At 61.2% G+C, this 26,279-nt stretch carries 22 protein-coding genes; 14 read left to right on the forward strand and 8 right to left on the reverse strand.

Translation table 11 applies throughout. From position 1 onward, the window contains the following. Together fkpB and ispH are read left to right on the forward strand one after the other, a co-directional pair. Entirely contained in the window at positions 1 to 471 is a 471-nt protein-coding gene (gene fkpB, locus D7I37_RS10450; RefSeq protein WP_061794913.1) for an FKBP-type peptidyl-prolyl cis-trans isomerase, read from the forward strand. Continuing rightward, the gene (gene ispH, locus D7I37_RS10455) at positions 452 to 1,405 is read left to right on the forward strand and encodes a 4-hydroxy-3-methylbut-2-enyl diphosphate reductase (RefSeq protein ID WP_061794914.1); all 954 of its coding nucleotides are present in this window, start codon (positions 452 to 454) and stop codon (positions 1,403 to 1,405) included. The genes fkpB and ispH overlap by 20 nt, the downstream gene beginning before the upstream one ends. Positions 1,406 to 1,685: 280 nt before the next feature. Here ispH and D7I37_RS10460 read toward each other — a convergent pair whose 3' ends face one another. Continuing rightward, positions 1,686 to 2,612 (reverse strand): LysR family transcriptional regulator, encoded by a 927-nt coding sequence (locus D7I37_RS10460; RefSeq protein WP_061794915.1) that lies wholly within the window; start codon positions 2,610 to 2,612, stop codon positions 1,686 to 1,688. A 193-nt stretch (positions 2,613 to 2,805) separates the two neighbouring features. On the opposite strand from D7I37_RS10460, the gene pvcA reads away from it, so the two are divergent. From pvcA to kefC, 8 genes are all read left to right on the forward strand, one after another. Then, the gene (gene pvcA, locus D7I37_RS10465; RefSeq protein WP_061794916.1) at positions 2,806 to 3,762 is read left to right on the forward strand and encodes an L-tyrosine isonitrile synthase; all 957 of its coding nucleotides are present in this window, start codon (positions 2,806 to 2,808) and stop codon (positions 3,760 to 3,762) included. Positions 3,763 to 3,853: 91 nt separating this feature from the next. Next, a complete protein-coding gene (locus D7I37_RS10470; protein ID WP_061794917.1) occupies positions 3,854 to 4,717 on the forward strand; it encodes a TauD/TfdA family dioxygenase in 864 nt (287 codons plus the stop codon). 24 nt (positions 4,718 to 4,741) lie between these two features. Then, a complete protein-coding gene (locus D7I37_RS10475; protein ID WP_061794918.1) occupies positions 4,742 to 6,001 on the forward strand; it encodes a glycosyltransferase in 1,260 nt (419 codons plus the stop codon). A gap of 262 nt (positions 6,002 to 6,263) precedes the next feature. Further along, on the forward strand, positions 6,264 to 7,085 hold the full coding sequence (gene dapB / locus D7I37_RS10480; RefSeq protein WP_061794919.1) for a 4-hydroxy-tetrahydrodipicolinate reductase: 822 nt from the start codon (positions 6,264 to 6,266) through the stop codon (positions 7,083 to 7,085). Between the two features lie 470 nt (positions 7,086 to 7,555). After that, on the forward strand, positions 7,556 to 8,704 hold the full coding sequence (carA, locus tag D7I37_RS10485) for a glutamine-hydrolyzing carbamoyl-phosphate synthase small subunit (protein ID WP_073970226.1): 1,149 nt from the start codon (positions 7,556 to 7,558) through the stop codon (positions 8,702 to 8,704). Between the two features lie 15 nt (positions 8,705 to 8,719). Then, positions 8,720 to 11,944: a carbamoyl-phosphate synthase large subunit gene (gene carB / locus D7I37_RS10490; RefSeq protein WP_061794921.1), complete on the forward strand. Its 3,225-nt coding sequence runs from the start codon at positions 8,720 to 8,722 to the stop codon at positions 11,942 to 11,944. Between the two features lie 177 nt (positions 11,945 to 12,121). After that, positions 12,122 to 12,679 (forward strand): glutathione-regulated potassium-efflux system oxidoreductase KefF, encoded by a 558-nt coding sequence (gene kefF / locus D7I37_RS10495; RefSeq protein WP_061794922.1) that lies wholly within the window; start codon positions 12,122 to 12,124, stop codon positions 12,677 to 12,679. Continuing rightward, positions 12,672 to 14,525, forward strand: a complete 1,854-nt coding sequence (gene kefC / locus D7I37_RS10500) for a glutathione-regulated potassium-efflux system protein KefC (RefSeq protein ID WP_061794923.1) — start codon at positions 12,672 to 12,674, stop codon at positions 14,523 to 14,525. Before kefF ends, kefC begins: the two co-directional genes overlap by 8 nt. A 36-nt stretch (positions 14,526 to 14,561) precedes the next feature. Here the strand turns inward: kefC and D7I37_RS10505 are convergent, their stop codons facing one another. Next, positions 14,562 to 15,176: a LysE family translocator gene (locus D7I37_RS10505; RefSeq protein ID WP_061794924.1), complete on the reverse strand. Its 615-nt coding sequence runs from the start codon at positions 15,174 to 15,176 to the stop codon at positions 14,562 to 14,564. 129 nt (positions 15,177 to 15,305) lie between these two features. Here D7I37_RS10505 and D7I37_RS10510 point away from each other — a divergent pair, with 129 nt between their 5' ends. The 4 genes from D7I37_RS10510 (at position 15,306) to D7I37_RS10525 (ending at position 19,262) form a co-directional block, all read left to right on the forward strand. Next, the gene (locus tag D7I37_RS10510; protein ID WP_061794925.1) at positions 15,306 to 16,106 is read left to right on the forward strand and encodes a threonine/serine exporter ThrE family protein; all 801 of its coding nucleotides are present in this window, start codon (positions 15,306 to 15,308) and stop codon (positions 16,104 to 16,106) included. Next, positions 16,103 to 16,567: a threonine/serine exporter gene (locus tag D7I37_RS10515; RefSeq protein WP_061794926.1), complete on the forward strand. Its 465-nt coding sequence runs from the start codon at positions 16,103 to 16,105 to the stop codon at positions 16,565 to 16,567. The genes D7I37_RS10510 and D7I37_RS10515 overlap by 4 nt, the downstream gene beginning before the upstream one ends. 142 nt (positions 16,568 to 16,709) lie before the next feature. After that, positions 16,710 to 17,192 (forward strand): type 3 dihydrofolate reductase, encoded by a 483-nt coding sequence (gene folA, locus D7I37_RS10520; RefSeq protein ID WP_129543653.1) that lies wholly within the window; start codon positions 16,710 to 16,712, stop codon positions 17,190 to 17,192. Between the two features lie 180 nt (positions 17,193 to 17,372). Beyond that, positions 17,373 to 19,262: a PhoX family phosphatase gene (locus tag D7I37_RS10525; protein WP_129543654.1), complete on the forward strand. Its 1,890-nt coding sequence runs from the start codon at positions 17,373 to 17,375 to the stop codon at positions 19,260 to 19,262. Between the two features lie 36 nt (positions 19,263 to 19,298). On the opposite strand, the gene apaH is transcribed toward D7I37_RS10525, so the two are convergent. The 6 genes from apaH to lptD all read right to left on the reverse strand — a co-directional run bounded on the left by apaH (position 19,299) and on the right by lptD (position 26,063). Further along, the gene (gene apaH, locus D7I37_RS10530) at positions 19,299 to 20,150 is read right to left on the reverse strand and encodes a bis(5'-nucleosyl)-tetraphosphatase (symmetrical) ApaH (protein ID WP_061794929.1); all 852 of its coding nucleotides are present in this window, start codon (positions 20,148 to 20,150) and stop codon (positions 19,299 to 19,301) included. A gap of 2 nt (positions 20,151 to 20,152) precedes the next feature. Continuing rightward, positions 20,153 to 20,530, reverse strand: coding sequence for a Co2+/Mg2+ efflux protein ApaG (gene apaG / locus D7I37_RS10535; protein WP_061794930.1), 378 nt, complete (start codon positions 20,528 to 20,530; stop codon positions 20,153 to 20,155). 12 nt (positions 20,531 to 20,542) lie between these two features. Beyond that, the gene (rsmA, locus tag D7I37_RS10540; RefSeq protein WP_061794931.1) at positions 20,543 to 21,361 is read right to left on the reverse strand and encodes a 16S rRNA (adenine(1518)-N(6)/adenine(1519)-N(6))-dimethyltransferase RsmA; all 819 of its coding nucleotides are present in this window, start codon (positions 21,359 to 21,361) and stop codon (positions 20,543 to 20,545) included. Further along, positions 21,354 to 22,346, reverse strand: a complete 993-nt coding sequence (pdxA, locus tag D7I37_RS10545) for a 4-hydroxythreonine-4-phosphate dehydrogenase PdxA (RefSeq protein ID WP_061794932.1) — start codon at positions 22,344 to 22,346, stop codon at positions 21,354 to 21,356. The genes rsmA and pdxA overlap by 8 nt, the downstream gene beginning before the upstream one ends. Next, positions 22,333 to 23,634 carry a peptidylprolyl isomerase SurA gene (gene surA, locus D7I37_RS10550; RefSeq protein WP_061794933.1) on the reverse strand — a complete coding sequence of 434 codons (1,302 nt, stop codon included), beginning with the start codon at positions 23,632 to 23,634 and terminating at the stop codon, positions 22,333 to 22,335. The genes pdxA and surA overlap by 14 nt, the downstream gene beginning before the upstream one ends. A gap of 65 nt (positions 23,635 to 23,699) precedes the next feature. Continuing rightward, the gene (gene lptD / locus D7I37_RS10555) at positions 23,700 to 26,063 is read right to left on the reverse strand and encodes an LPS assembly protein LptD (RefSeq protein WP_129543655.1); all 2,364 of its coding nucleotides are present in this window, start codon (positions 26,061 to 26,063) and stop codon (positions 23,700 to 23,702) included. Positions 26,064 to 26,279: the final 216 nt, after the last annotated feature.

Raw genomic sequence — 26,279 nt, forward strand, 5'->3', positions numbered from 1 at the left:
ATGACGGCTCAGGTTATCGGTGACAGCGCAGTGCTGGTTCACTTTACGCTGAAACTGGAAGACGGTTCGACCGCCGAATCCACCCGCAGCAGCGGCAAGCCGGCGCTGTTCCGGCTGGGCGACGGCAGCCTGTCGGCGCCGCTGGAAGCGCAGCTGCTCGGCCTGCGCGCCGGCGACAAATGCGCCTTTACGCTGCAGCCGGAAGCGGCGTTCGGCGCGGAGAACCCGGATCTGATCCAGTTCTTTTCGCGCCGCGACTTCGCCGAAACCGGCGTGCCGGACGTCGGCACCATCATGCTGTTTACCGCCATCGACGGCAGCGAAATGCCGGGCGTGGTGCGTGAAGTGGCGGAAGAGTCGATTACCGTTGATTTCAACCATCCGCTGGCGGGCCATCCGGTCACCTTCGATATCGAAGTGCTGGAGATCGATCCGCAGCAGGAGGAGACGCATGCAAATATTGCTGGCTAACCCGCGCGGCTTCTGCGCCGGGGTTGATCGTGCGATCAGTATCGTCGAGCGCGCGCTGGAGATTTACGGCGCGCCTATCTACGTGCGGCATGAGGTGGTGCACAACCGCTACGTGGTCGACAGCCTGCGCGAGCGCGGCGCGGTATTTATCGAAGAGATCGCCGAAGTGCCGGACGGGTCGATTCTGATCTTCTCGGCGCACGGGGTGTCGCAGGCGGTGCGCGCCGAAGCCAAGGCGCGCGATCTGACCATGCTGTTCGACGCCACCTGTCCGCTGGTGACCAAGGTGCATATGGAAGTGGCGCGCGCCAGCCGGCGCGGCACAGAAGCCATCCTGATCGGCCATGCCGGCCATCCGGAAGTGGAAGGCACCATGGGCCAGTACAGCAACCCGAAGGGCGGCATGTACCTGGTTGAGTCGCCGGAAGACGTCTGGCAGCTGCAGGTGAAGGACGAAAGCAACCTGTGCTTTATGACCCAAACCACGCTGTCGGTGGATGACACTTCCGACGTGATCGACGCCCTGCGTCAGCGTTTCCCGAGCATTATCGGGCCGCGCAAGGACGACATCTGTTACGCCACCACCAACCGTCAGGAAGCGGTGCGCAACCTGGCCGGCGATGCGGATGTGGTGCTGGTGGTCGGTTCGAAGAACTCGTCGAATTCCAATCGCCTGGCGGAACTGGCCCAGCGTGTCGGCAAGCCGGCTTATCTGATCGACTCCGCGGCGGACATTCAGGAAGCCTGGCTGAGCAACGCGCGCAACATCGGCGTTACCGCCGGGGCGTCGGCGCCCGACGTGCTGGTGCAGGACGTCATCAGCCGCCTGAAGGCGCTGGGCGGCGTAGACGTGCATGAAATCAGCGGCCGTGAAGAGAACATCGTGTTTGAAGTGCCGAAAGAGCTGCGTGTGGATATCAGGCAGGTCGAGTGAGCGGATCAACCCGCTGTTGCAACGGGGAGCCTTGGCTCCCCGTTTTACGTTTGGCGGCAGGCAGGCGGGAGAAAAACCCTATTCATTATGATATTCAAATTTTCTGCTAATTTAAGTTAAATTTATTCTGAGTATTTGAATTAAAATCGGAAAATTAATTATATGAGCGAAGATAAAGTCATTAATATAAATATCATTAGTCTGCGATCTAAATAAATGCTGGCGTTGGCACGTTAAAAACAATAATTACAAAAACCTGATGTTGCAGATGTTTCTTATTTTATTTGGCGTAGGGATGGTCTAAAGCGCTCAATCCTTTTTCTTGTAAATAAACCTTCATGTGTTCCAACAGGCGCCGAACCTTTAATGGCTGGATCTCACGACGCGGCATAATCGCGTAGCAATTAATTTCCGGCAATCGCCAGTCGGGCAACACCTCGATCAACTCGCCATTGCGCAATTCACGCTCGACGTTGGCGAAGAAATTACGAATGATGCCTTTGCCGGCCAGGGCCAATTCTTTCATCGCCATGCCGTTATTGGTAAACAGGCGGCCGGTCAGGCGCAGCCGGTGTTCACCGCCGTCCTGATGGAGCAGGCGCACAAACTGCGGATTGCCCAACGGGGTGAAGGTGACCCACTGATGGCGCAGCAACGCCTGCGGCTGATCCGGCACGCCATGGCTGTTCAGATAGGCCGGCGAGGCGCACAGCACTTCGCGAAAGCGCGCCAGGCGGGTGGAGACGTAGCTGGAATCGGCCAGCACCCCGCCGCGGATCGCCAGATCGATGCGTTGGCCAATCAGGTCGATCTTTTCATCGTGGATCTCCAGCCGCAGCGTGAGGCGCGGGTGTTCATCGAGGAAGCTTTGCAGCGCCGGCACCAGGTAATGGGTGGCGAACTCGGTAGAGGTCGCTACGCGCAGCTCGCCCACCAGTTCACCGCGCAGTGCGGCAATGCGCTGCTGGCCGCGTTCGGCGGCGTGGATCATCAGCAGACAGTCTTCATAAAAGCACAGTCCGGCCTCGGTCAGGCTCAGCGAGCGCGTGGAGCGCAACAACAATTGAATGCCCAGGTGATTCTCCAGCTGGCGGATATGCTGGCTGACGGCGGAAGTGGTAATGCCCAATTCTTTTGCCGCCATGCTGAACGCGCCGCAATCGACAACTTTTGAGAAAATGGCCATGCGTTTTAGAATATTACTCATAGTTTGTTAAGCACAACTTAACCAAGATTGTAAATTATATGGGCTAATAATATAGCACCATCTCTTCTATATTGCCTGAAGCATATAAACCGCGGGTTAGCCATTATTTTTATTCGCCGGATTTCTTCTTTTTGAAAAGTCTCATTGCGTTTATTCATAATGCAGCCGCGCCGCATCGCAACAGGAGCTAATTGTGGACAGCACCCCTATAGATAAAATAGCGTCAAAAATCCTGCATGAGTTATTGCAATACCGTCGGCGTTTTCCCGGCGATGAAACGCCGATTGCCGAACAGGAACGGCAGGTCACCCAGGTGCAATTACCGCGTATTCGGGCATTTATTGAGAATGACCGGCGCATTGAATTTGTGCTGCCGGCGTTTCCAACCAAATCGCCCAACACCCATAAAGTGATCGGCGCGATGCCGGACATGGCGGAGCGGCTGTCGTTGATCTTCCTCAACTCTCTCTGCCAGCGCATTCAGCTTTATTACCCGCCGGGCGCGCACATTGTGATCTGTTCCGACGGCCATGTGTTCGGCGATCTGATCCGCGTCGGCGACGACGCCATCAACCGTTATCAACGCGCGATAGAAAACCTGCTGCACGAGGTGGGGGCCACGCATCTGAGCCTGTTCAACCTGGGGGACGTCGAAGGGCTGGCGGAGCATACCGATGACTGCGATCTGTTGCGCCAGCTGCTGGTGAGCGGCTATGCCGAGCCGGAGGAGACGATCAAACAGCGGCTGATGCAGGATGAGCAGGGACTGATGCTGTACCGCGCCATCACCCGCTTCCTGTACGAAGACAGCCAACTGCCGGGCTACAGCGGCTCCAACGCCGCTCTGCAGAAAGACGCCAAGCGGCGAGCCTGCGGCGTGATCCAGCGCAGCTGGGCCTGGGGCAATCTGCTGGCGCAGCATTTCCCGGCGGCGATCCGGCTGTCGATCCACCCGCAGCCCGCCGATAGCCTGAAAATGGGCATCCACATGATGCCGACCAAAGACGACTGGCTGACGCCGTGGCACGGCGTGGCGGCCAATGTCAACGGCCAGTTTGTGCTGATGAAGCGCAAAGACGCGCAGCAGCTGGCCGGCGAACTGGTGGAAATTCGCGGCGAACCCAGCCATTACCGGATCGAACAGCCGTAAACGGCCTGATTTGCTCCCGCAACCCTGGCGGGCGCGTTTTTAACGGCACCGTTGCCCTGTGAGCAGCCCATTCGATGCAAGGAGAACCACCATGAACCACCCACCGCTCAATTGCCATATCCAGCTGAACGCCCCGTTTGGCGCCATACTGACCCCGCAACACCCCGGGCAGCAGATAGCCTCCCTGCCGGTGGCGGCGCTGCGCGCGCTGGCGCAACAGCACCATCTGCTGGTGCTGCGCGGCTTCAGTTCGGGGTTTGACGATCCGCAGGTATTGACCCGCTACGCCGATCTGTGGGGCGAAATCATGATGTGGCCGTTCGGCGCGGTGCTGGACGTGAAGGAGCATCCGGACGCCAAAGACCATATCTTCGACAGCAGCTACGTGCCGCTGCACTGGGACGGCATGTACAAGCCGACCGTTCCGGAATTTCAGCTGTTCCACTGCGTGGCGGCGCCGTCGCAGGACGAAGGCGGGCGCACCACCTTCGTCGACACCACCCGGCTGCTGGCCAATGCGGACGAGGCGCTGCTGGCCCTGTGGCGGGCGGTGTCGATCACCTACCGCATCAAGCAGGTGGTGCACTACGGCGGCGAGGTGCATTCACCGCTGGTGGTGGAGCACCCGAACGGCAGGGGGCGGATCATGCGCTACAATGAACCGCCGACGGAGGGCAAAAAGTTCCTCAATCAGCATGCGCTGGAATACCACGGCGTGCCGGCGGAGCAGCAGGAGGAGTTCCATCATACCCTGCAGCAACATCTGTACGATCCGCGTCATTACTACGCCCATCAATGGCGGCAGGGCGACGTGGTGGTGGCGGACAACTTCTCGCTGCTGCACGGCCGCGAGGGCTTCACCGCCCGCTCCGCCCGCCACCTGCAGCGCGTGCATATTCAGAGCAACCCGGTGTGCGCCAATCCGGCGCTGAAGCCGGCCAACGCAGAGGCTTAAAGGACGCTTATGGCAAGGATACTGATGGCGGCGGTCGCCACCCCCGGGCACGTTTACCCGATGCTGAGCATCGCCCGCTACCTGATTGCGCAAGGGCATCGGGTGCGGGTCATGACCGGCGCGCTGTTCCGCGAACGCGCCGAGGCGGCGGGCGCGCAGTTTGTGCCCTTCGACGCGCTGGTGGATTTCGATTACCGCCACCTGGAGCGGCACTTCCCCGAGCGCGCCGCGCTGCCGCCGGGCAATGCGCAAATGGCGCTGGCGTTGAAAGACTTCTTCGCCGCGCCGATCCCGCTGCTGGACCGCCAGCTGCGCGCGGCGATCGCCGCCGAGGCGACCGATCTGCTGATGGTGGAGAACTGCTTCTACGGCGTGCTGCCGCTGCTGCAGTCGAGCGAGCGGCCGCCGGTGTTCGGCATCGGCGTCACGCCGCTGTCGTATTCATCGCGCGATTCTGTCTTCTACGGGCCGCGTATTCCGCCGGCGCTGCTGCCGCAGGACCTGCGCCGCGAGCAGCTGGTGGACGAAGCGACCCAGCGGCTGATTGACCAGGTGCAGCACGGCTTCAATGCCGCGCTGGCGCAGGCGGGGGGGCGACCGTTGCACCGCCAGTTCACCGATGAGCTGATCGGCGGCTGCGAGCGTTTCCTGCAGCTGTCGACCGGCGCGCTGGAGTACCCGCGTGACGATCTGCCGCCCGGGGTGCGCCTGGTCGGTCCGCTGCGCGGCGGTGGCCAGCCGGCGGTTGAGGATATCGACTGGGAGCCGGCCGACGATCGGCCGCTGGTGATCGTCACGCAGGGCACCCTGGCCAACGTGGATCTGCATCAGCTGATCGTTCCCGCGCTGAACGCGCTGGCGCAGTTGCCGGTGAGGGTGTTGGCCACCACCGGCGGCCGGGCGACCGAGGGCTTGATGGACTCGCTGCCCGACAACGCCAGAGTGCGGGAGTTTATCTCTTTCGAACGCTGGCTGCCGGAGGCGGCGCTGTTGATCACCAACGGCGGCTACGGCTCGATCAACTACGCGCTGGACCACGGCGTGCCGCTGATTGTCGCCGGCACCGGCGAGGATAAGCCGGAGGCGGCGATGCGGGTGGTGGCGGCCGGTTGCGGCATCAACCTGCACACCAGCCACCCGGACCGCGCCCAGCTGCAGGCGGCGGCAAGCCGCATTTTGCGGCAGCCGGCCTATCGGCAGCGTGCGGCGCTGGTGCGTGACGACTTTGCCCGCCACGACGCGCTGGCGGCTATCGCCACCGAAGTGGCCGCCATCACGGCGTAACCGCTGTTAGCCGCAGCCCCAGGCGCCGTTCGCGGCGCCTTTTTTATGCTTTTTTTCTGCATGGAAACTGCATGATTATGTACAATCGTCTCAGGCAGCTCGGCTGGCTGAATGTTAACCCATTGACAGCGTTGCTGATGAAAATCGGGGAATATCATAATTTTCTAATTATGAAATGAATCCTCTGGCGATGGTCAGGTGGGGCAGTTACCCTGAGGAATAAGCCTGCAGGGATAGGCGTTAAATCAACAAGAGAGCAAGCATGACTGATTCACATATCCGCATTGCGATTGCGGGCGCCGGCGGCCGCATGGGGCGCCAATTGATCCAGGCGGTGCAGCAGGCGGAAGGCGTAGTGCTGGGCGCGGCGCTGTCGCGCCCGGGGTCCAGCCTGATCGGCGTCGACGCCGGTGAACTGGCGGGCATCGGCGCGGTGGGCGTTACCGTCAGCGACGGCCTGGACCAGGTGGCGAATGACTTCGATATCCTGATCGACTTCACCCGGCCGGAAAGCACCCTGGGCTATCTGGATTTCTGCGTGGCGCATCGCAAGGCGATGGTGATCGGCACCACCGGCTTCGACGACGCCGGCAAACAGGCGATCCGCGATGCGGCGCAGCATATCGGTATCGTGTTCGCCGCCAACTTCAGCGTGGGCGTCAACCTGGTGTTGAAGCTGCTGGAGAAGGCCGCACAGGTGATGGGCGACTACACCGATATCGAAATTGTTGAAGCGCACCACCGCCACAAGGTGGATGCCCCGTCAGGCACGGCGTTGGCGATGGGCGAAGCGATCGCCGGCGCGCTGGGGCGCAACCTGAAAGACTGCGCGGTTTATGCGCGTGAAGGCCACACCGGCGAACGCGATCCGAAGAGCATCGGCTTCGCCACCATTCGCGCCGGGGATATCGTCGGCGAGCATACCGCGATGTTCGCCGATATCGGCGAGCGGGTGGAAATCACGCATAAAGCCTCCAGCCGCATGACTTTTGCCAGCGGCGCGGTCAAGGCGGCCTCTTGGCTGCATGGCCATGATAAAGGTCTGTTTGATATGCGAGACGTGCTCAATCTTGACCGGTTATAATTAATCTGAATACCATCGTGATGTGGTTATATTAATCATAATGCTATGATAATAGGACAATAATTTTATTGTCCTTTTTTTTAACATCAAAAACACCCATCTTATTTTACTTTCGCAGTATAAGTCTTGTTTTCGTGCGTTTCAGTTGGCTTTGCACGCCTTTTTTCGCGCGAGAGTTATTTTTTAACCTTGTTTTAGCCCGTCAGGCCGCAAATTTCTGTCATTGTGTCTCGCAACCGTTTACCAACCCAAGTTTAGCTGTATTTTTATGGCTGCTGAGCCCATTAAACCGCGAAAACTGCAAAAATAAGAGAAAAAATGGCGCTTTGGGTAGACAAGGCAGGCACTCATCATTAAAATGCGCCCAATTTGCCAAAAATTGGCCTCGCGGACGGTTTTTGCATTGATTTAGATCGCGATATCTGAATTAATATGCAAATATTGTGATTGATTATTCCTTGGAGGGTGTTTTGATTAAGTCAGCGCTATTGGTTCTGGAAGACGGAACCCAATTCCACGGTCGGGCCATCGGGGCAGAGGGTACGGCAGTGGGGGAAGTGGTCTTCAATACGTCGATGACCGGCTATCAAGAAATCCTCACTGATCCTTCCTACTCCCGCCAGATCGTTACTCTTACTTATCCTCATATCGGCAATGTCGGCACCAATGCTTCCGACGAAGAATCCTCCGCCGTTCACGCCCAAGGCCTTGTCATTCGCGACCTCCCACTGATTGCCAGCAACTACCGCAACGAAGAAGGCCTGTCCGAATACCTCAAGCGCCATAACATCGTGGCGATCGCCGATATCGATACCCGCAAGCTGACCCGTCTGCTGCGCGAGAAGGGCGCCCAGAACGGCTGCATCATCGCCGCCGACTCGCCGGACGCCGCGCTGGCGCTGGCCAAGGCGCAGGGCTTCCCTGGCCTGAAAGGCATGGATTTGGCGAAGGAAGTGACCACCCAGGAGTCTTACAGCTGGCAGCAGGGCAGCTGGACGCTTGAAGGCGAGCTGCCGGAAGCCAAAACCGCCGAGGAACTGCCGTTCCACGTGGTGGCCTACGATTACGGCGCCAAGCGCAACATCCTGCGCATGCTGGTGGATCGCGGCTGCCGCCTGACGGTAGTGCCGGCGCAGACCCCGGCTGACGACGTCTTGAAGATGGCGCCGGACGGCATCTTCCTGTCCAACGGCCCGGGCGACCCGGAGCCGTGCGACTACGCCATCGCCGCCATCAAGCAGTTCCTGGAGACCGACATTCCGGTGTTCGGCATCTGCCTGGGCCACCAGCTGCTGGCGTTGGCCAGCGGGGCGAAAACCGTGAAGATGAAGCTCGGCCACCACGGCGGCAACCACCCGGTCAAAGATCTGGACAACAGCACCGTGATGATCACCGCGCAGAACCACGGCTTCGCGGTAGACGAGAACAACCTGCCGGCCAACCTGCGGGTGACGCACAAATCGCTGTTCGACCATACGGTGCAGGGCATCCACCGCACCGACAAGGCGGCGTTCAGCTTCCAGGGCCACCCGGAAGCCAGCCCCGGCCCGCACGACGCCGCGCCGTTGTTCGATCACTTTATCGAACTGATTGAGACTTACCGTTCTAACGCCAAATAATCAGGAGCAAAAAAAATGCCAAAACGTACCGATATAAAAAGCATCCTGATCCTCGGCGCTGGCCCGATCGTCATCGGCCAGGCGTGTGAGTTCGACTACTCGGGTGCCCAGGCCTGTAAAGCGCTGCGCGAAGAGGGTTACCGCGTCATTCTGGTCAACTCCAACCCGGCCACCATCATGACCGACCCGGAAATGGCCGATGCCACCTACATCGAACCTATCCACTGGGAAGTGGTGCGCAAGATCATCGAGAAAGAGCGCCCGGACGCGGTGCTGCCGACCATGGGCGGCCAGACGGCGCTGAACTGCGCGCTGGAGCTGGAGCGCCAGGGCGTGCTGGCCGAGTTCGGCGTGACCATGATCGGCGCCACCGCCGATGCGATCGATAAAGCCGAAGACCGCCGCCGTTTCGACGTGGCGATGAAGAAGATCGGCCTGGATACCGCGCGTTCCGGCATCGCCCATACCATGGAAGAAGCGCTGGCGGTGGCCGCCGACGTCGGCTTCCCGTGCATCATCCGCCCTTCCTTTACCATGGGCGGCACCGGCGGCGGCATCGCCTACAACCGCGAAGAGTTCGAAGAAATCTGCGAGCGCGGCCTCGACCTGTCGCCGACCAAAGAGCTGCTGATCGACGAATCGCTGATCGGCTGGAAAGAGTACGAGATGGAAGTGGTGCGCGATAAAAACGACAACTGCATCATCGTCTGCTCGATCGAAAACTTCGACGCCATGGGCATCCACACCGGCGACTCGATCACCGTGGCGCCGGCTCAGACCCTGACCGACAAAGAATATCAAATCATGCGTAACGCCTCGATGGCGGTGCTGCGTGAAATCGGCGTGGAAACCGGCGGCTCCAACGTGCAGTTCTCGGTCAACCCGAAAACCGGCCGCCTGATCGTCATCGAAATGAACCCGCGGGTGTCGCGTTCTTCGGCGCTGGCGTCGAAAGCCACCGGCTTCCCGATCGCCAAGATCGCCGCCAAGCTGGCGGTGGGCTACACCCTCGACGAACTGATGAACGACATCACCGGCGGCCGCACCCCGGCGTCGTTCGAACCGTCCATCGACTACGTGGTAACGAAAATCCCTCGCTTCAACTTCGAGAAATTCGCCGGCGCCAACGACCGCCTGACCACCCAGATGAAATCGGTCGGCGAAGTGATGGCCATCGGCCGCACCCAGCAGGAGTCGCTGCAGAAAGCGCTGCGCGGCCTGGAAGTGGGCGCCACCGGCTTCGACCCGAAAGTGAGTCTGGACGACCCGGAAGCGCTGACCAAAATTCGCCGCGAACTGAAAGACGCCGGCTCCGACCGCATCTGGTACATCGCCGACGCCTTCCGCGCCGGCCTGTCGGTCGACGGCGTGTTCAACCTGACCAACGTCGACCGCTGGTTCCTGGTGCAGATTGAAGAGCTGGTGCGCCTGGAAGAGCAGGTGGCCGAGGCCGGCATCAACGGCCTGACGCCGGAATTCCTGCGCACCCTGAAGCGCAAGGGCTTCGCCGATGCGCGCCTGGCCAAGCTGGCCGGCGTCGCCGAAAGCGAAATCCGCAAGCTGCGCCACGGTTACGGTCTGCACCCGGTTTACAAGCGCGTGGACACCTGCGCGGCGGAATTCGCCACCGACACCGCCTACATGTATTCCACCTATGAAGAAGAGTGCGAATCCAACCCGACCAACGACCGCCCGAAAGTGATGGTGCTGGGCGGCGGTCCGAACCGCATCGGCCAGGGCATCGAATTCGACTATTGCTGCGTGCACGCCTCGCTGGCGCTGCGCGAAGACGGTTACGAGACCATTATGGTCAACTGCAACCCGGAAACCGTCTCTACCGACTACGACACCTCGGACCGTCTGTACTTCGAGCCGGTGACGCTGGAAGACGTGCTGGAAATCGTGCGCATCGAGAAGCCGAAGGGCGTGATCGTGCAGTACGGCGGCCAGACCCCGCTGAAGCTGGCGCGCGAGCTGGAAGCCGCAGGCGTGCCGATCATCGGCACCAGCCCGGACGCCATCGACCGCGCCGAAGACCGCGAGCGCTTCCAGCAGGCGGTCAACCGCCTGGGCCTGAAGCAGCCGGCCAACGCCACCGTCACCGCCATCGAGCAGGCGGTAGAGAAAGCGGCCGGCATCGGTTATCCGCTGGTGGTGCGCCCTTCCTACGTGCTGGGCGGCCGGGCGATGGAAATCGTCTACGACGAAGTCGACCTGCGCCGTTACTTCCAGAATGCGGTCAGCGTATCCAACGACGCGCCGGTGTTGCTGGACCGCTTCCTGGATGACGCGGTGGAAGTGGACGTCGACGCCATCTGCGACGGCGAGCGCGTGCTGATTGGCGGCATCATGGAACACATCGAGCAGGCGGGCGTGCACTCCGGCGACTCCGCCTGTTCGCTGCCGGCTTACACCCTGAGCAAAGAAATTCAGGACGTGATGCGTCAGCAGGTTGAGAAACTGGCGTTCGAGCTGCAGGTGCGCGGTCTGATGAACGTGCAGTTCGCGGTGAAGAACAACGAAGTTTACCTGATTGAAGTCAACCCGCGCGCCGCGCGCACCGTGCCGTTCGTCTCCAAAGCCACCGGCGTGCCGCTGGCCAAGGTCGCCGCCCGGGTGATGGCGGGCAAAACGCTGGCCGAGCAGGGCGTGACAGAAGAGGTTATCCCGCCGTACTACTCGGTGAAGGAAGTGGTGCTGCCGTTCAACAAGTTCCCGGGCGTCGACCCGATCCTGGGGCCGGAAATGCGCTCCACCGGGGAAGTGATGGGCGTGGGCCGCACCTTCGCCGAAGCCTTCTCCAAAGCGATGCTCGGCAGCCAGTCCGGCATGAAGAAACAGGGCCGCGCGCTGCTGTCGGTACGCGAAGGCGACAAGGCGCGGGTGGTGGATCTGGCCGCCAGCCTGTTGAAGCAGGGCTTCGAGCTGGATGCGACCCACGGCACCGCGGTGGTGCTGGGCGAGGCGGGCATCAACCCGCGCCTGGTCAACAAGGTGCATGAAGGTCGTCCGCACATTCAGGACCGCATCAAAAACGGCGAGTACACCTACATCGTCAACACCACGGCCGGTCGGCAGGCGATTGAAGACTCCAAGCTGATTCGCCGCAGCGCGTTGCAGTACAAGGTGCACTACGACACCACGCTGAACGGCGGCTTCGCCACCGCGATGGCGTTGAAGGCCGACCCGACCGAGCAGGTGACGTCGGTGCAGGAAATGCACGCGCGCATCGGCAAGTAACATCGCCATGCCGTGACGCCAGAGGGCGCTGCAATGCAGCGCCCTTTTTTTATCTTATTCAGCTAATTTGTTGCCACGCATTAAAAATTTCCGCTATCAATCAATCAGCGAACTGTCACCCTGTGTGATTGGTATATGCTTGATCTATTGGCAAGGAACGAAGGAACGACGACCCCCATGATTCTGATTATTTACGCCCATCCTTACCCCCGGCATTCCCATGCCAATCATCGCCTGCTGCAGGCGGTCAGGGATCTTCCCGAGGTAGAGGTGCGCTCGCTGTATGAGCTGTATCCCGACTTCAATATCGATATCAACGCCGAGCAGCGAGCGCTGGAGCGCGCCGACATGCTGGTGCTGCAACATCCGATGCAGTGGTACAGCTTTCCGCCGTTGCTGAAGCTGTGGATCGACAAGGTGCTGGAGCACGGCTGGGCCTACGGCCACGAAGGCGACGCGCTGGTGGGCAAGGACTGCCTGTGGGCGGTGACCAGCGGCGGTGACGAACACCATTTCGCACTGGGGGATTTCCCGAACTTCGCCGCACTGGCGCAGCCGCTGCAGGCGACGGCGCTCTATTGCGGCATGAACTGGCAGCCCTATTTCGCGGTGCATAATACCTTTACCTGCAACGAGCCGGCGCTGATTGCCGCCGGCGAGGCCTACCGCCAGCGGCTGGTCGAATACCTGATGGAAAACAGCGAAGCGGCGGAACGGGGAGCCAGCCATGGATAATCACAACCTGATGATCGAGGGGCTGATTTATCTCGGCTCCGCCGCGCTGTTCGTGCCGATCGCGGTGCGTCTCGGGCTGGGCTCGGTGCTGGGCTACCTGATCGCCGGCTGCATTATCGGCCCCTGGGGGCTGAAGCTGGTGTCGGACGCCGAGTCTATCCTCACCTTCGCCGAAATCGGCGTGGTGCTGATGCTGTTTATCATCGGTCTGGAGCTGGATCCCAAGCGGCTGTGGACGCTGCGCGCCTCGGTATTCGGCGGCGGCAGCATTCAGATGGCCGGCTGCGGGCTGGCGCTGAGCGCCTTCTGCTACTTCCTCGGGCTCGACTGGAAGGTGGCGCTGCTGATCGGCCTGACGCTGGCGCTGTCTTCCACCGCCATCGCCATGCAGGCGATGAGCGAGCGCAACCTGACGCCGTCGCCGATCGGCCGCAGCGCGTTTGCCGTGCTGCTGTTCCAGGATATCGCGGCGATCCCGCTGGTGGCGATGATCCCGCTGCTGGCCAGCAGCGGCGCCGCCACCACGCTGGGCGCCTTCGGCATGTCGGCGGCCAAGGTGGTGGGCGCGCTGGCGATGGTGGTGCTGCTCGGCCGCTATGTCACCCGCCCGCTGCTGCACTTCGTGGCCCGTTCGGGCATGCGCGAGGTGTTCAGCGCCGTGGCGCTGTTTTTGGTGTTCGGTTTCGGCATCCTGCTGGAGATGGCCGGGCTGTCGATGGCGATGGGCGCCTTCCTCGCCGGGGTGCTGCTGGCCAGCTCGGAGTATCGCCACGCGCTGGAAAGCGATATTCAGCCGTTCAAGGGCCTGCTGCTGGGGCTGTTTTTTATCGGCGTCGGCATGTCGATCGACTTCGGCACGCTGTTCCACCATCCGTTGCTGATCGCCTCGCTGCTGCTGGGCTTTATGCTGATCAAGGCGGCGCTGCTGTGGCTGATCGGTCCGTTGCTCGGGGTGCCGAAACGCCAGCGCGGCATGTTCGCCATTTTGCTGGGCCAGGGCAGTGAGTTCGCCTTCGTGATCTTCGGCGCGGCGCAGCTGGCGGGCGTGCTGCCGCCGGACTGGGCCAAGTCGCTGACGCTGGCGGTGGCGCTGTCGATGGCCGCCACGCCGCTGCTGTTGGTGATCGCCGCGCGGCTGGAGAAAAACGCGCCGAAGGAAGAGCGCCCGGCGGACGTGATCGACGACGAGAACGCCAGCGTGATCATCGCCGGTTTCGGCCGCTTCGGCCAAATCGCCGGCCGCTTGCTGTTGGCCAACGGCGTGCATACCGTGGTGTTGGACCACGATCCGGACCATATCGAAACGCTGCGCAAGTTCGACACCAAGGTGTTCTATGGCGACGCCACCCGCGCCGATCTGCTGGAGGCCGCCGGCGCCGCGCACGCCAAGGTGCTGATCAACGCCATCGACGACGTGGAGGCCAACCTGCAGCTGACCGAGCTGGCCAAGCGCCACTTCCCGCACCTGAAGGTGGTGGCGCGCGCGCGCGACGTCGATCACTGGTATCAGCTGCGTCAGCTGGGAGTGGAAAACCCGGAGCGCGAGACCTTCGAAAGCTCGCTGCGCATCGGGCGCGAAACGCTGGAGCTGCTGGGGCTGGATGCCTACGAGGCGCGGGAAAAGGCGGACACCTTCCGCCGCTACAACCTGAAGATGCTGGAAGATACGCTGGAGAACTACCAGGATACCGAGTTCCGCATCGCCAGCCTGCAGCGCGCCAAGGAAATGCTCAGCGCGGCCATCGAGCAGGATCAGAATCGGCTGGCGCGGGTGCAGCAAACCGGCTGGCGCGGCAGCATCGACGGCAAAGCGCCGGAAGACGAGGTGGTGGAAGCGAAGGGATAAGGGAAGGGGCGCCGAGATGGCGCCCCATTTTTTTGCTTAACTTAGCGCGACCTTGATGCCCAGCGCGATCAACATGCCGCCCAGCAGCTTGTCGACTATCTTCTGCGTCTTCTCCAACCCGCGGCGCACCGGCCCGCTCTGGATCAGGAACACCAGCACCGGCCACCAAACGGCGGACAGGCCGAGAATAATCCCCGCGTACCACAGCTTCTCCCCCAAACCGGAATCGATCTGCAGCACCTGGGTAAATACCGCCAGGAAGAACAGCGTGGCCTTCGGGTTCAGCAGATTGCACAGGTAACCCTGCACAAAGGCGCTCTTCAGGCTGACCTGTTGGCGCGGCAGATTGCCGACGTTCATCTTGCTGCCGCCACGCGACAGCAGCGCCTGAATGCCGACCCAAATCAGGTAGACCGCCCCGGCGTATTTCAGCAGGTTGAACAACCACGGCGTGGTGGTGATCACCACCGCCAGACCGGCGACGCAGTAGGACATATGGGTGGCGACGCCGCAGATCACGCCGAAAGCGGTCATCATCGCCGCCAGGCGCGGATAGCGGGCGGCGTTCTTGATCACCAGGAAAAAATCCGGGCCGGGTGACAGCATGCCCAAGGTGGCGATGCCGGCGACGAACAGCGAAGTTTCAAGCATGGTTGGCGTCTCTGCGAAAAAGGCGTGATGGAGGTGATAATAACGCCGCTTCCCCTGATGCGCATCAACCCAATGAGGTAATCTTTGGCACTATGATGAATCTTCACTCAGGGCTAACCACGGGGCATTATGCAGCAAATTCAGGCGACAGATCTGCCGGAGCCGCACCGGCAACAGAGAGAAATCACCCGGCTGTGCATCCAGTGCGCGTTGCTGTTGCTGCAGCACGGCGCTGAAAGCACGGTGGTGGAGCAACTGTCGACCCGGCTGGGGTTGGCGCTGGGGATGGACAGCGTGGAAAGCTCCATCTCGGCCAACGCGGTGGTGCTGACCACTCTCAGCCACGGCGCCTGCCTGACCACCACCCGCAAGAACGTCGACCGCGGCATCAATATGCAAATGGTGACCGAGGTGCAGCACATCGTGATCTTGGCCGAACACCGCCTGGCCGATGCGCATGACGTAGCCCGGCGCTTTGATAGGCTCCGCCCGCTGCGCTACCCGCGCTGGCTGGTGGTGCTGATGGTGGGCTTGTCCTGCGGCTGCTTCAGCATGCTCAACGGCGGCGGCGGCGACGCCTTTCTGGTGACCTTCATCGCCAGCGGCGCGGCGATGCTGGTGCGCCAAATGCTCACCGCGCGCCATATGAATCCGCTGATCAACTTTTGCCTGACGGCGTTTGTCGCCACCTCGCTGTCGGGATTGCTGCTGCGCCTGCCGGCTTTCGGCGCAACCTCCAGCGTGGCGATGGCCGCCAGCATATTGTTGCTGGTGCCGGGCTTCCCGTTGATCAACGCGGTGGCGGACATGTTCAAAGGCCATGTGAATACCGGGCTGGCCCGTTGGGCGATGGCCAGCCTGCTGACGCTGGCCACCTGCATCGGCGTGGTGATGGCGATGTCGCTGTGGAACTTGCGGGGGTGGTCATGAACCTGCCGTGGGCCCTGCTGCAGGAGATGCTGCTGGCGGCGGTGCCGGCGCTGGGTTTCGCCATGGTGTTCAACGTGCCGGTGCGCGCGCTGCGCTACTGCGCGCTGCTCGGCGCGGTGGGCCGCGGTTCGCGCATGCTGATGATGCACGCCGGCATGAACATCGAGTGGGCGTCGCTGCTGGCGGCGATGTTGATCGGCATCATCGGCATCTACTGGTCGCGCTGGCTGCTGGCGCACCCGAAGGTGTTTACCGTGGCGGCGGTGATCCCGATGTTCCCCGGCATTTCCGCCTATACCGCGATGATCACGGTGGTGGAAATCTCGCATCTGGGCTACAGCGAAGCCCTGATGGAGACCATGATCACCCACTTTCTGAAGGCCAGTTTTATCGTCGGCGCACTGTCGATTGGCCTGTCGTTGCCGGGGCTGTGGCTGTACCGAAAACGCCCCGGCGTGTAACGGCAACGGCAATCGATTGCTGGTTATTAGATATACTGATAAGAGCTATCTTATATATTCATCTTGCTTGATTAGCCTATCGACGGCAGATAGGCCTTTACGTATAGTGTGAGCAATTTTGCTGCCTACACAGGGTTAAACAATGATTATCAGCCTGATCGCTGCCTTGGCGGCGGATCGCGTTATTGGCATGGAAAACGCCATGCCCTGGCACCTGCCGGCGGACCTGGCGTGGTTTAAACGTAACACGTTGAATAAGCCGGTCATTATGGGCCGCAAGACCTTCGAATCTATTGGCCGCCCGCTGCCGGGCCGCCATAACATCGTCCTGAGCAGCCGTGCGGGCAGCGGGACCGGGGTGACCTGGGCCACTTCGCTGGACGAAGCGCTGGCCGCGGCCGGCGAGGTGGAAGAAGTGATGGTGATGGGCGGCGGGCGCATTTACACCCAGTTCCTGGCGCGCGCCAACCGCATGTACCTGACGCATATCGACGCCGAAGTCGGCGGCGACACGCATTTCCCGGATTATGAGCCGGATGAATGGGAAACCTCATTCAGTGAGTTCCACGACGCGGACGAGCTGAATTCTCACAGCTATTGTTTCGAGATCCTGGAACGCCGCTGACGTTCGGGCGTTAAGCTGATCTTCCTGAGGGCGCAAGAGATTGCGCCCTTTGTCGTTGCCGTTCCCGCCTGCCGTAACATTTTCGTCACACTTCCTGATTAGTATGAAGCCCAACTCTGAGCGCCCCGGCAACTCTGGTGAATTTCGATCGCGGCGCCATTCATAAAAGGAAGCAAAGCCATGACGACCCACATTGAGCAATTAGACGCCGACCGCCTGAAGGATCCCGCCCGCCGTAAGCTGCTGCTCGGCAGCGCCGGGGCGGTTGGCCTGGCCGGTTTTCTCGGCGGCGGCATCTGGACGGTATCCGCCGAGGCGTTGGCCGAAGATCTGCCGCCCAACAGGCTGCTCGGTTTCAAGGGCATCGCCGCCTCCACCGCCGACGAGGTGGCGATTGCGCCGGGCTACCGCGCCGAGGTGCTGATCTCCTGGGGAGAGCCGCTGGTGGATGGCGCTCCCGCCTTCGATCCGCAGGGCAACAACAGCGCCGCCGATCAGGAAAAACAGTTTGGCGACAACAACGACGGCATGAGCTTCTTCCCGATCGATGACCACCACGGCGTGATGGCCATCAACAACGAATACGTCAACGAACAATACCTGTTCGCCCACGGCGGCGCCAAGGCCACCAGCCTGGAGGACGTGCGCAAGTCACAGGCGGCGCACGGCGTTTCCATCGTGGCGGTGAAGCGCATCGGCGACGGCCAGCGTTGGGAGGTGGAGCGCCCTTCACGCTATAACCGCCGCATTACCGCCAACAGCGAAATGCGCTTCAGCGGCCCGGCCGCCGGCCATCCGCTGCTGCAGACCGCCGCCGATCCGAGCGGGCGCAAGGTACTGGGCACCTTCGGTAACTGCGCCAACGGCAAAACGCCGTGGGGCACCTATCTGACCTGCGAAGAGAACTTCGACACCTATTTCGGCACGCATCAGGCCGATTACCAGACCACGCCGGAGCAGCAGCGTTATACGCTGAAGGTCAGCGAGCCGGAGCGCAACTGGCCGGATTACGACGAGCGTTTCGACGTGGCGAAGAACCCGAACGAATTCAACCGCCACGGCTGGATCGTGGAAATCGATCCGTTGAACCCGACGTCGACACCGATCAAACACACCGCGCTGGGCCGTTTCAAGCATGAGAACGCCGCGGTTACCCTGGCCAAAGACGGCCGCCTGGTGGTGTACATGGGCGATGACGAGCGCGGCGAACATATCTATAAATACGTTTCCAAAGGCGTGGTGGACGCCGCCAACCCGGCTAACAACCGCAGCCTGCTGGACGAAGGCACCCTGTACGTGGCGCAATTCGACGGCGACGCCGGCGGCACGCCGCTGAAGGGCACCGGGCGCTGGATTGCGCTGGAGTTCGGCAAGAACGGCCTGACGCCGGAGAACGGCTTTCGCGATGCGGCGGAGGTGCTGATCTTCGCCCGCAAGGCGGCGGCGCAGGTGGGCGCCACCAAGATGGATCGCCCGGAATGGATCGCGGTGAACCCGTATGACGGGCGCGCCTATTGCACCCTGACCAACAACAGCAAGCGCGGCGAGGCAGGGATGCCGCTCAACGCCGCCAACCCGCGGCCGAACAACGTTTATGGCCAGATCATCCGCTGGGACGAAGGCGGCGACGCCACGGCGGAGAGCTTCGCCTGGGATATCTACGCGCTGTGCGGCAACCCGATCGCCCACCCGGAAGGGGTCAACCGCGGCACGCCGAACATCACCGCGGAAAACACCTTCAACAGCCCGGACGGGCTGGGCTTCGATCAGGCCGGCCGCCTGTGGATCCTGACCGACGGCAAGTACAGCAACCAGGGCGATTACGCCGGCCAGGGCAACAACCAGATGCTGGTGGGCGACCCGCAGAGCGGGGAGATTCGCCGCTTTATGGTCGGCCCGAAATCCTGCGAGCTGACCGGCATCACCTTTGCGCCGGACTATAAAACGATGTTCGTCAACGTGCAGCATCCGGGCGAGGAGGGGGATTCCCATTTTCCGCACAACAGCCCGCGCCCGCGTTCATCGGTACTGATGATCACGCGTGAAGACGGCGGGGTGATTGGGGCGTAATGCGTGATTGAGGCGGCCGGGCGGCCGCCTCAATCGTCAGGATGCGACCAGGCGGGCGGTGCTGTCGGGCATTTCGCCGCGGTTGGCGGGCTGGGTAAAGTAACGGCGGTCTTCCCAGCGCAGCATGGTCAGATCCCCGCCCCAGCAGCAGCCGGTATCCAGGCCGATGATGCCTTCAGGCGTGCCTTTGCCCTCCAGCGACGCCCAGTGGCCGAAGATGATGCTGTACTCGGCATCCACCCGGCGCGGCAATTCGAACCACGGCTTCAGCGGCGCGGGCGCAGTGCCCGGCGCATCTTTGCAGATCATGTCCAGCTGGCCGTTGGGGAAGCAGTAGCGCATGCGGGTCAGGGCGTTGGTGCTGAAGCGCAGGCGGGCCAGGCCGCTCAGTTCCGGCGACCAGTTGTTCGGCATATCGCCGTACATGGCGTCGAGGAACAGCGGGTAGCTGTCGCTGCTCAGCACCGCTTCCACTTCGCGCGCGCAGATCCTGGCGGTCTCGATATCCCACTGCGGCGTAATGCCTGCGTGCGCCATCACCAGCTTCAGCTCATCATCCACCTGCAGCACCGGTTGGCGGCGCAGCCAGTTGATCAGCTCATCGGCGTCCGGCGCTTCCAGCAGCGGCGTGATGCGATCTTTGGGTTTGTTGCGGCTGATGCCGGCGTAGACCGCCAGCAGATGCAGATCGTGATTGCCCAGCACCATGCGCACCGCCGGGCCGAGCGAACGCACGTAGCGCAGCACGTCCAGCGAACCGGGGCCGCGGGCCACCAGATCGCCGGTCAGCCACAGCCGATCGCGCTCGGGATCGAAAGAAACCTGGGCCAACAGCGACTGCAGTTCATCGAAACAGCCGTGAACGTCGCCGATAAGGTATGTCGACATAATTAATGGATCAGCGTTGGAATAGCTAAGCGGAACACGGGAATAGCGGTGCGGAACGGCTGACCCTGGTGGTCAACCATTTCGTAATGGCCTTCCATGGTGCCCAGCGGCGTTTCGAGAATGGCGCCGCTGGTGTATTGGAATTCGCCGCCGGGCGGAATGAGCGGCTGCTCGCCGACCACGCCTTCACCCTGAACTTCGGTCTGGCGACCGTTGCTGTTGGTGATCAGCCAGTAACGGCCCAGCAGCTGCACGTTGAAACGCCCCAGGTTGCGGATGGTGATGGTATAGGCGAAGACATAGCGTTCTTCTTCAGGTATCGACTGTGATTCCACATAGACGCTCTGAACCTGGATACATACACGGGGCGAATCAATCATGACAACAACTCCTTATTGCTGCGGCGCGGGATTGGCTGACAGCCAGTTCGCCAGCTTGCAGTACTGCGCCACAGAAATATTCTCTGCTCTGAGCGAAGGATCAATGCCCAACTCCGTCAGCTGTTCCGGAGTAAACAGATCGCCCAGGCTGTTGCGGATGGTTTTCCGACGCTGGTTGAATGCCTGAGTCGTAATGCGGCTCAGCATGCGCACGTCGCCCACCGGGTTCGGCATCACGCTGTGCGGCACCAGACGCACCACGGCGGAATCGACTTTCGGCGCCGGGGTGAATGAGGTTGGCGGCACTTCCAGCACCGGGATGACGTTGCAGTAGTACTGCGCCATCACGGTCAAACGCCCGTAGGCCTTGCTGTTCGGGCCGGCAACCAGACGGTTGACCACCTCTTTCTGCAACATGAAGTGCATGTCGCGGATTGCCTGAGTATAGCTGAAAAGGTGGAACATCAGCGGCGTCGAAATATTGTACGGCAGGTTACCAAATACGCGCAGCGGTTGGCCAGCCTGCTCGGCCATTTCGGCGAAATTCACCGTCATGGCGTCCTGCTGGTGAATGGTCAGCTTGTCCTTCAGCTGCGGGTGGTTGGCCAGGCGGGCCGCCAGATCGCGGTCCAGCTCAATCACCGTCATGCGGTCCATGCGCGCGCCGACCGGCTCGGTCAATGCGCCCAGGCCGGGGCCGATCTCCACGACCGCTTCGCCCGGCTGCGGGTGAATGGCGGAGACAATGCTATCGATGACAAACTGATCGGTTAAAAAGTTTTGTCCAAAGCGTTTGCGGGCAAAGTGCCCTTGGTGGACTCTGTTATTCATTACAATTAATTATCATTTTAATGGCGAGATTCAAGGCCGTTTTGAAACTGCCGGCATCGGCGGTGCCGGTGCCGGCCAGTTCCAGAGCGGTGCCGTGGTCGACCGAGGTGCGAATAAAAGGTAAACCGAGGGTGATATTCACCGCACGGCCGAACCCTTGGTATTTTAGCACCGGCAGACCCTGATCGTGATACATCGCCAGCACCGCATCGGCATGTTGCAGATACTTGGGCTGGAACAGGGTGTCCGCCGGCAGCGGGCCGATCAGATGGATGCCTTCGGTGCGCAGCGCCTCGAGCGCCGGCGTGATGGTGTCTATCTCTTCGCGCCCCATGTGGCCGCCTTCCCCGGCATGCGGGTTCAGCCCGCAAACGTAAATCTGCGGCTGGGGGATGCCAAATTTGGTTTTCAGATCGTTATCGAGAATGCGGATGACTTCGAACAGGCTTTGGCGGGTAATGGCGCCCGGCACCGCCAGCAGCGGCAGGTGGGTGGTCGCCAGCGCCACGCGCAGCTCTTCGGTCGCCAGCATCATCACCACCCGATCGCAATGGCTGCGATCGGCAAAGAATTCGGTATGGCCGATAAAAGGCACGCCGGCGTCGTTGATCACGCCCTTGTTCACCGGGCCGGTGATCAGCGCGGCGAATTCGCCGTTCAGGCAGCCGTCGCAGGCGCGCGCCAGGGTTTCCACCACGTAGGCGCTGTTGCCGACGTTCAGCTCGCCCGCGACCACCGGTTGCGCGGTGGCCACCGGCAGCACCGTCAGCGTGCCGGCGCGCTGCGGCTGAGCCGGCTGCTGCGGCTGGTAGTCGCGCAGCGTCAGCGGCAGGCCCAGTTGGCGGGCCCTGGCAAGCAACAAGGCCGGATCCGCGCACACCACCAGTTCAACAGGCCAATCCTGTTGCGCCAGCGCCGCCACCAAATCCGGCCCCACCCCGGCGGGTTCGCCGGGGGTAATGACGATGCGTTTATTGCTGTGCATTGCTGCCATCGAGGATCTTCACGTAGGACTGGGCGCGTTGTTCCTGCATCCAGGTCTGCGCTTCTTCGGCAAACTTGCGGTTGAACAGCATGCGGTACGCGCGATCTTTCTGCGCGGCGTCGGTTTTGTCCACCTGGCGGGTATCGACCAGTTGGATCAGATGCCAGCCGAAGGAAGAGTGAACCGGTGCGCTGATTTCGCCCTTGCTCAGCTTCAGCAGCGCGTCGCGGAACGCCGGATCATAGATGTCTGGCGAAGCCCAGCCCAGATCGCCGCCCTGCAGGGCAGAGCCCGGATCCTGAGACAGCTGTTTGGCTTCATCGGCAAACTTGGCGCGGCCGCTCTTGATCTCCTGCGCCACGCTTTCCAGCTTGGCGCGCGCCTGATCGTCGGTCATCACCACCGAAGGTTTCAGCAGGATGTGGCGGGCGTGCACTTCGGTGACGGAAACCGACTGGCTGGCGCCGCGGATGTCGTTCACCTTCAGAATGTGGAAGCCGACGCCGGAACGGATAGGGCCGACGACGTCGCCTTTTTTGGCGCTGACCAGGCGTTCGGCGAACAGGGTAGGGATCTCCTGCAGCTTGCCCCAGCCCATGTTGCCGCCTTTCAGCGCCTGCGAGTCGGCCGAATAGGTGATCGCCAGCTTGCCGAAGTCGGCGCCGCTGTTGATCTCGCCCATCAGGCGCTTCGCCAGCGTTTCGGCTTCGTCAACCTGCTGCTGCGACGGGTTCTCCGGCAGCGGGATCAGGATGTGGCTGATGTTCATTTCGGTATCGCTGCCGTTCTGGGCGCCAACCTGCTTCGCCAGCGCGTCCACTTCCTGCGGCAGGATGGTCACGCGGCGGCGCACTTCGTTGTTGCGCACTTCGGTGATCAGCATTTCTTTGCGGATCTGCGCGCGATAGGTGTTGTAGTTCAGGCCGTCGTAAGACAGGCGGCTGCGCAGCTGATCGACGCTCATTTTGTTTTGCGCGGCGATGTTACCGATCGCTTTGTCCAGATCGGCATCGGAAACGTTGATGCCCATTTTCTTGGCCATCTGCAGCTGGATGTTATCCATGATCAGACGCTCAAGGATCTGGTGACGCAGCGTATTGTCGTCCGGCAGTTGCTGGCCGGCCTGTTGCGCGTTGAGTTTCACCGACTGCAACAGACTGTTGACGTCGCTCTCGAGTACCACGCCGTTATCCACGACGGCGGCGACTTTATCCACTTCTTGGGGTGCTGCGAACGCGGCATTGGCGCAAACCACCAATCCGAGAATAAGCGTTCTCCAGTTTTTCATACATTTCCCATTATGTAATCCGCAAATGCGGGTGAAAGTTCTCGTTTTCAAAGTGTTACAAAGTATCAGAACCCACGCTGGTACGGCAGAATGCCGGAGCGCAGCATTTCCTCAGAGCCGAGGCTCTGGTTGCTGCTCAGGCCGCGCAGTTCGATGTTGAATGAAACTTTGTTGTCGTAAACGCTGCTATTGTTGCTGTCGTTCCAGTCGGTGATCTTGCGCTCATAGCCCAGGGTCACCGCCCAGCAGCAGGTGTTGTACTTCACTCCCAGCAGCTGATCGGCGGACTGCTTGGCGCGGGTGTCGTAGTAATACGCGCCCACCACCGCCCAGCGATCGGCGATTGGCCAACTGCCGGTGATGCCCACCTGAGAAATACCGTCCTGATAGGCCGGCACCGACTTGGTGTTCAGCGCCGTCTCGATATATTCCGGCGTGGCGTAGCGGTAGTTCAACTGCACCACGCGTTCCGAATCCTGACGGTACTCCAGCACGCCGTTGCCCAATGAAACGCTGTTCAGGCGCGTATCATACTGCAGACCGCCGCGCAGGCCCCAACGATCGTCGAGCTTCCAATAGGTATCGCCAGCCCAGGCCAGGCTGCCGGTATCATCGTTGTTGTCGTACCCCGTCGTCTGGTCGCCGGTGCGTGAACGGCTGAAGTAGTAGATTTGACCCACGGAAGCGTTAAAACGTTCAACCAGGGCGTCATCATAAATTCGGGTGGTCAAACCGGTGGACACGCGGTTCTGCGAAGCGATGCGATCCAGGCCGCTGTAGGTGCGGTCGCGGAACAGGCCGGAGTAGTCGGTCTGCAGCAGCGTGGTGTCGTAGGTATAGATGTTGCTCTGGTCGCGGTACGGCACGTACAGGTACTGCACGCGCGGTTCCAGCGTTTGCGTGGCGCCTTCGGCCCAGATCATCGGCCGTTCGAACACCAGCTTGCCGTCGACCTTGAACTGCGGCAGCACGCGGTTGACCGAATCATCGAGATCCGGCGCGGCGCTGCCTTTGCGGCTCTGGTAGTTGGCGGCGAAACCGTCGGGAATATCCTGCTGATAATGGGTCGCCAGCAGCTTGGCTTCGGTGTTCAGGCTGGCCCAGCCGTTGGTCAGCGGCAGGCTGAGCGTCGGCTCCATATGCAGACGGGTGGCGTCCGGGCTGTATGGGTTGACGCTGGTGAACTTGGCCGCCTGACCGTAAATGCGGAAATCGAACGGGCCCAGGTCGTTTTTATAATAGTTCAGGTCCAGCTGCGGCTGTACCTTGTAAGAATCCGACTGGGTGCGGTCGGTATCGTCGTAGATCTGGAACTGCTTGGAACTGAGGGTGGCGTCCCAGTTTTCGTTGGCGTAGCCGAGGCTGAACTTCTGCGTCGAGTAGCCGTCGGTGGTGGAGCCGTATTTGGAATCCAGATCGGTAAAGTATTTGGAATCGCTGACCTTGGTGTAGTCGACGTTGAAGCGCCACACCTGATCCATCACCCCGTTGTGGTTCCAGTAGAACAGCCAGCGGGTGCTGTCGTCGGGGTTGTCCTTGCTGTATTCCTTATCGTCCGGCAGCCAGTCGAACTCCATCAGGCCAAGGCCCGGCTGCACCAGGTAGCGGAACTCGTTCTGCCACTGCAGCCCGCGCTTCGACATATAGTGCGGCGTGATGGTGGCGTCGAAGTTCGGCGCGATGTTCCAGTAGTACGGCAACATGAACTCAAAGCCATTGTTGCTGCCGTATTTGGCGTTCGGGATCAGGAAGCCGGAGCGACGCTTGTCGCCGACCGGCAGCTGCAGATACGGGCTGTAGAATACCGGCACGCCGCCGATGCGGAAGCGGGCGTTCCACACTTCCGCCACCTGTTCTTCGCGGTCGTGGATCACTTCGGACCCGACCACGCTCCAGCTGTCGTCACCCGGCAGGCAGGAGGTAAAGGTGCCGTTTTCCAGAATGGTGTAACGATTGGCGCCGCGCATTTTCATTTTATCGGCGTCGCCGCGCCCCTGACGGCCGACCATCTGGTAGTCGCCCTCATAGACATCGGTATCTTTGGTGTTCAGGTTCGACCAGGCTTTCGGGCCCTTCAGTTTGATCTGATTGTCGCTGTAGTGCACGTCGCCGGTGGCGGTCACGGTGCGCACCGGATCGGCCTGCCCCGGATCCTGCGTCTGGTTCAGTTCCACCTGCTTGGCGGTCAGGGTACTGTTGCCCTGCTCGATGTTGACGTTGCCGGTGAACAGCGCGCTTTTCGGGTAATCAGTGCGCGAATCGTCGGCATTGATGGTGACCGGCAGGCTGTTGGGATCGCCGCTGACCAAGGGTTTGTCGTAAACGGGGACGCCAAGCATGCATTGCTCGGCCAGATCAGCCAGCGCGTGCTGACTGTAGAGTGCCGTCCAAATCATTGTGGCCAGCAGTGTTGGGAAACTTTTTTTCATACGCGGTTTTGGTGTTCCGTCATCAGAGGCGTCATGTCCGGCAAACGGTCAGAGACTATATCACTCATCTGCGTTGCGCTAGTGTTAAATCCTGCCGTTTACTTGCGTCGTCGTTAGGCGCAAAGATAAATGACAGGTATGATAATCCAAATCCTGGGAAAAATCGCCTTAACCCTTACCTAAGACGGAAGGGATAGTGCGGCTTTCGGCATGATA

It is taken from the genome of Serratia sp. 1D1416, from assembly GCF_003641105.1.
Classification (GTDB): Bacteria; Pseudomonadota; Gammaproteobacteria; order Enterobacterales; family Enterobacteriaceae; genus Serratia; species Serratia ficaria.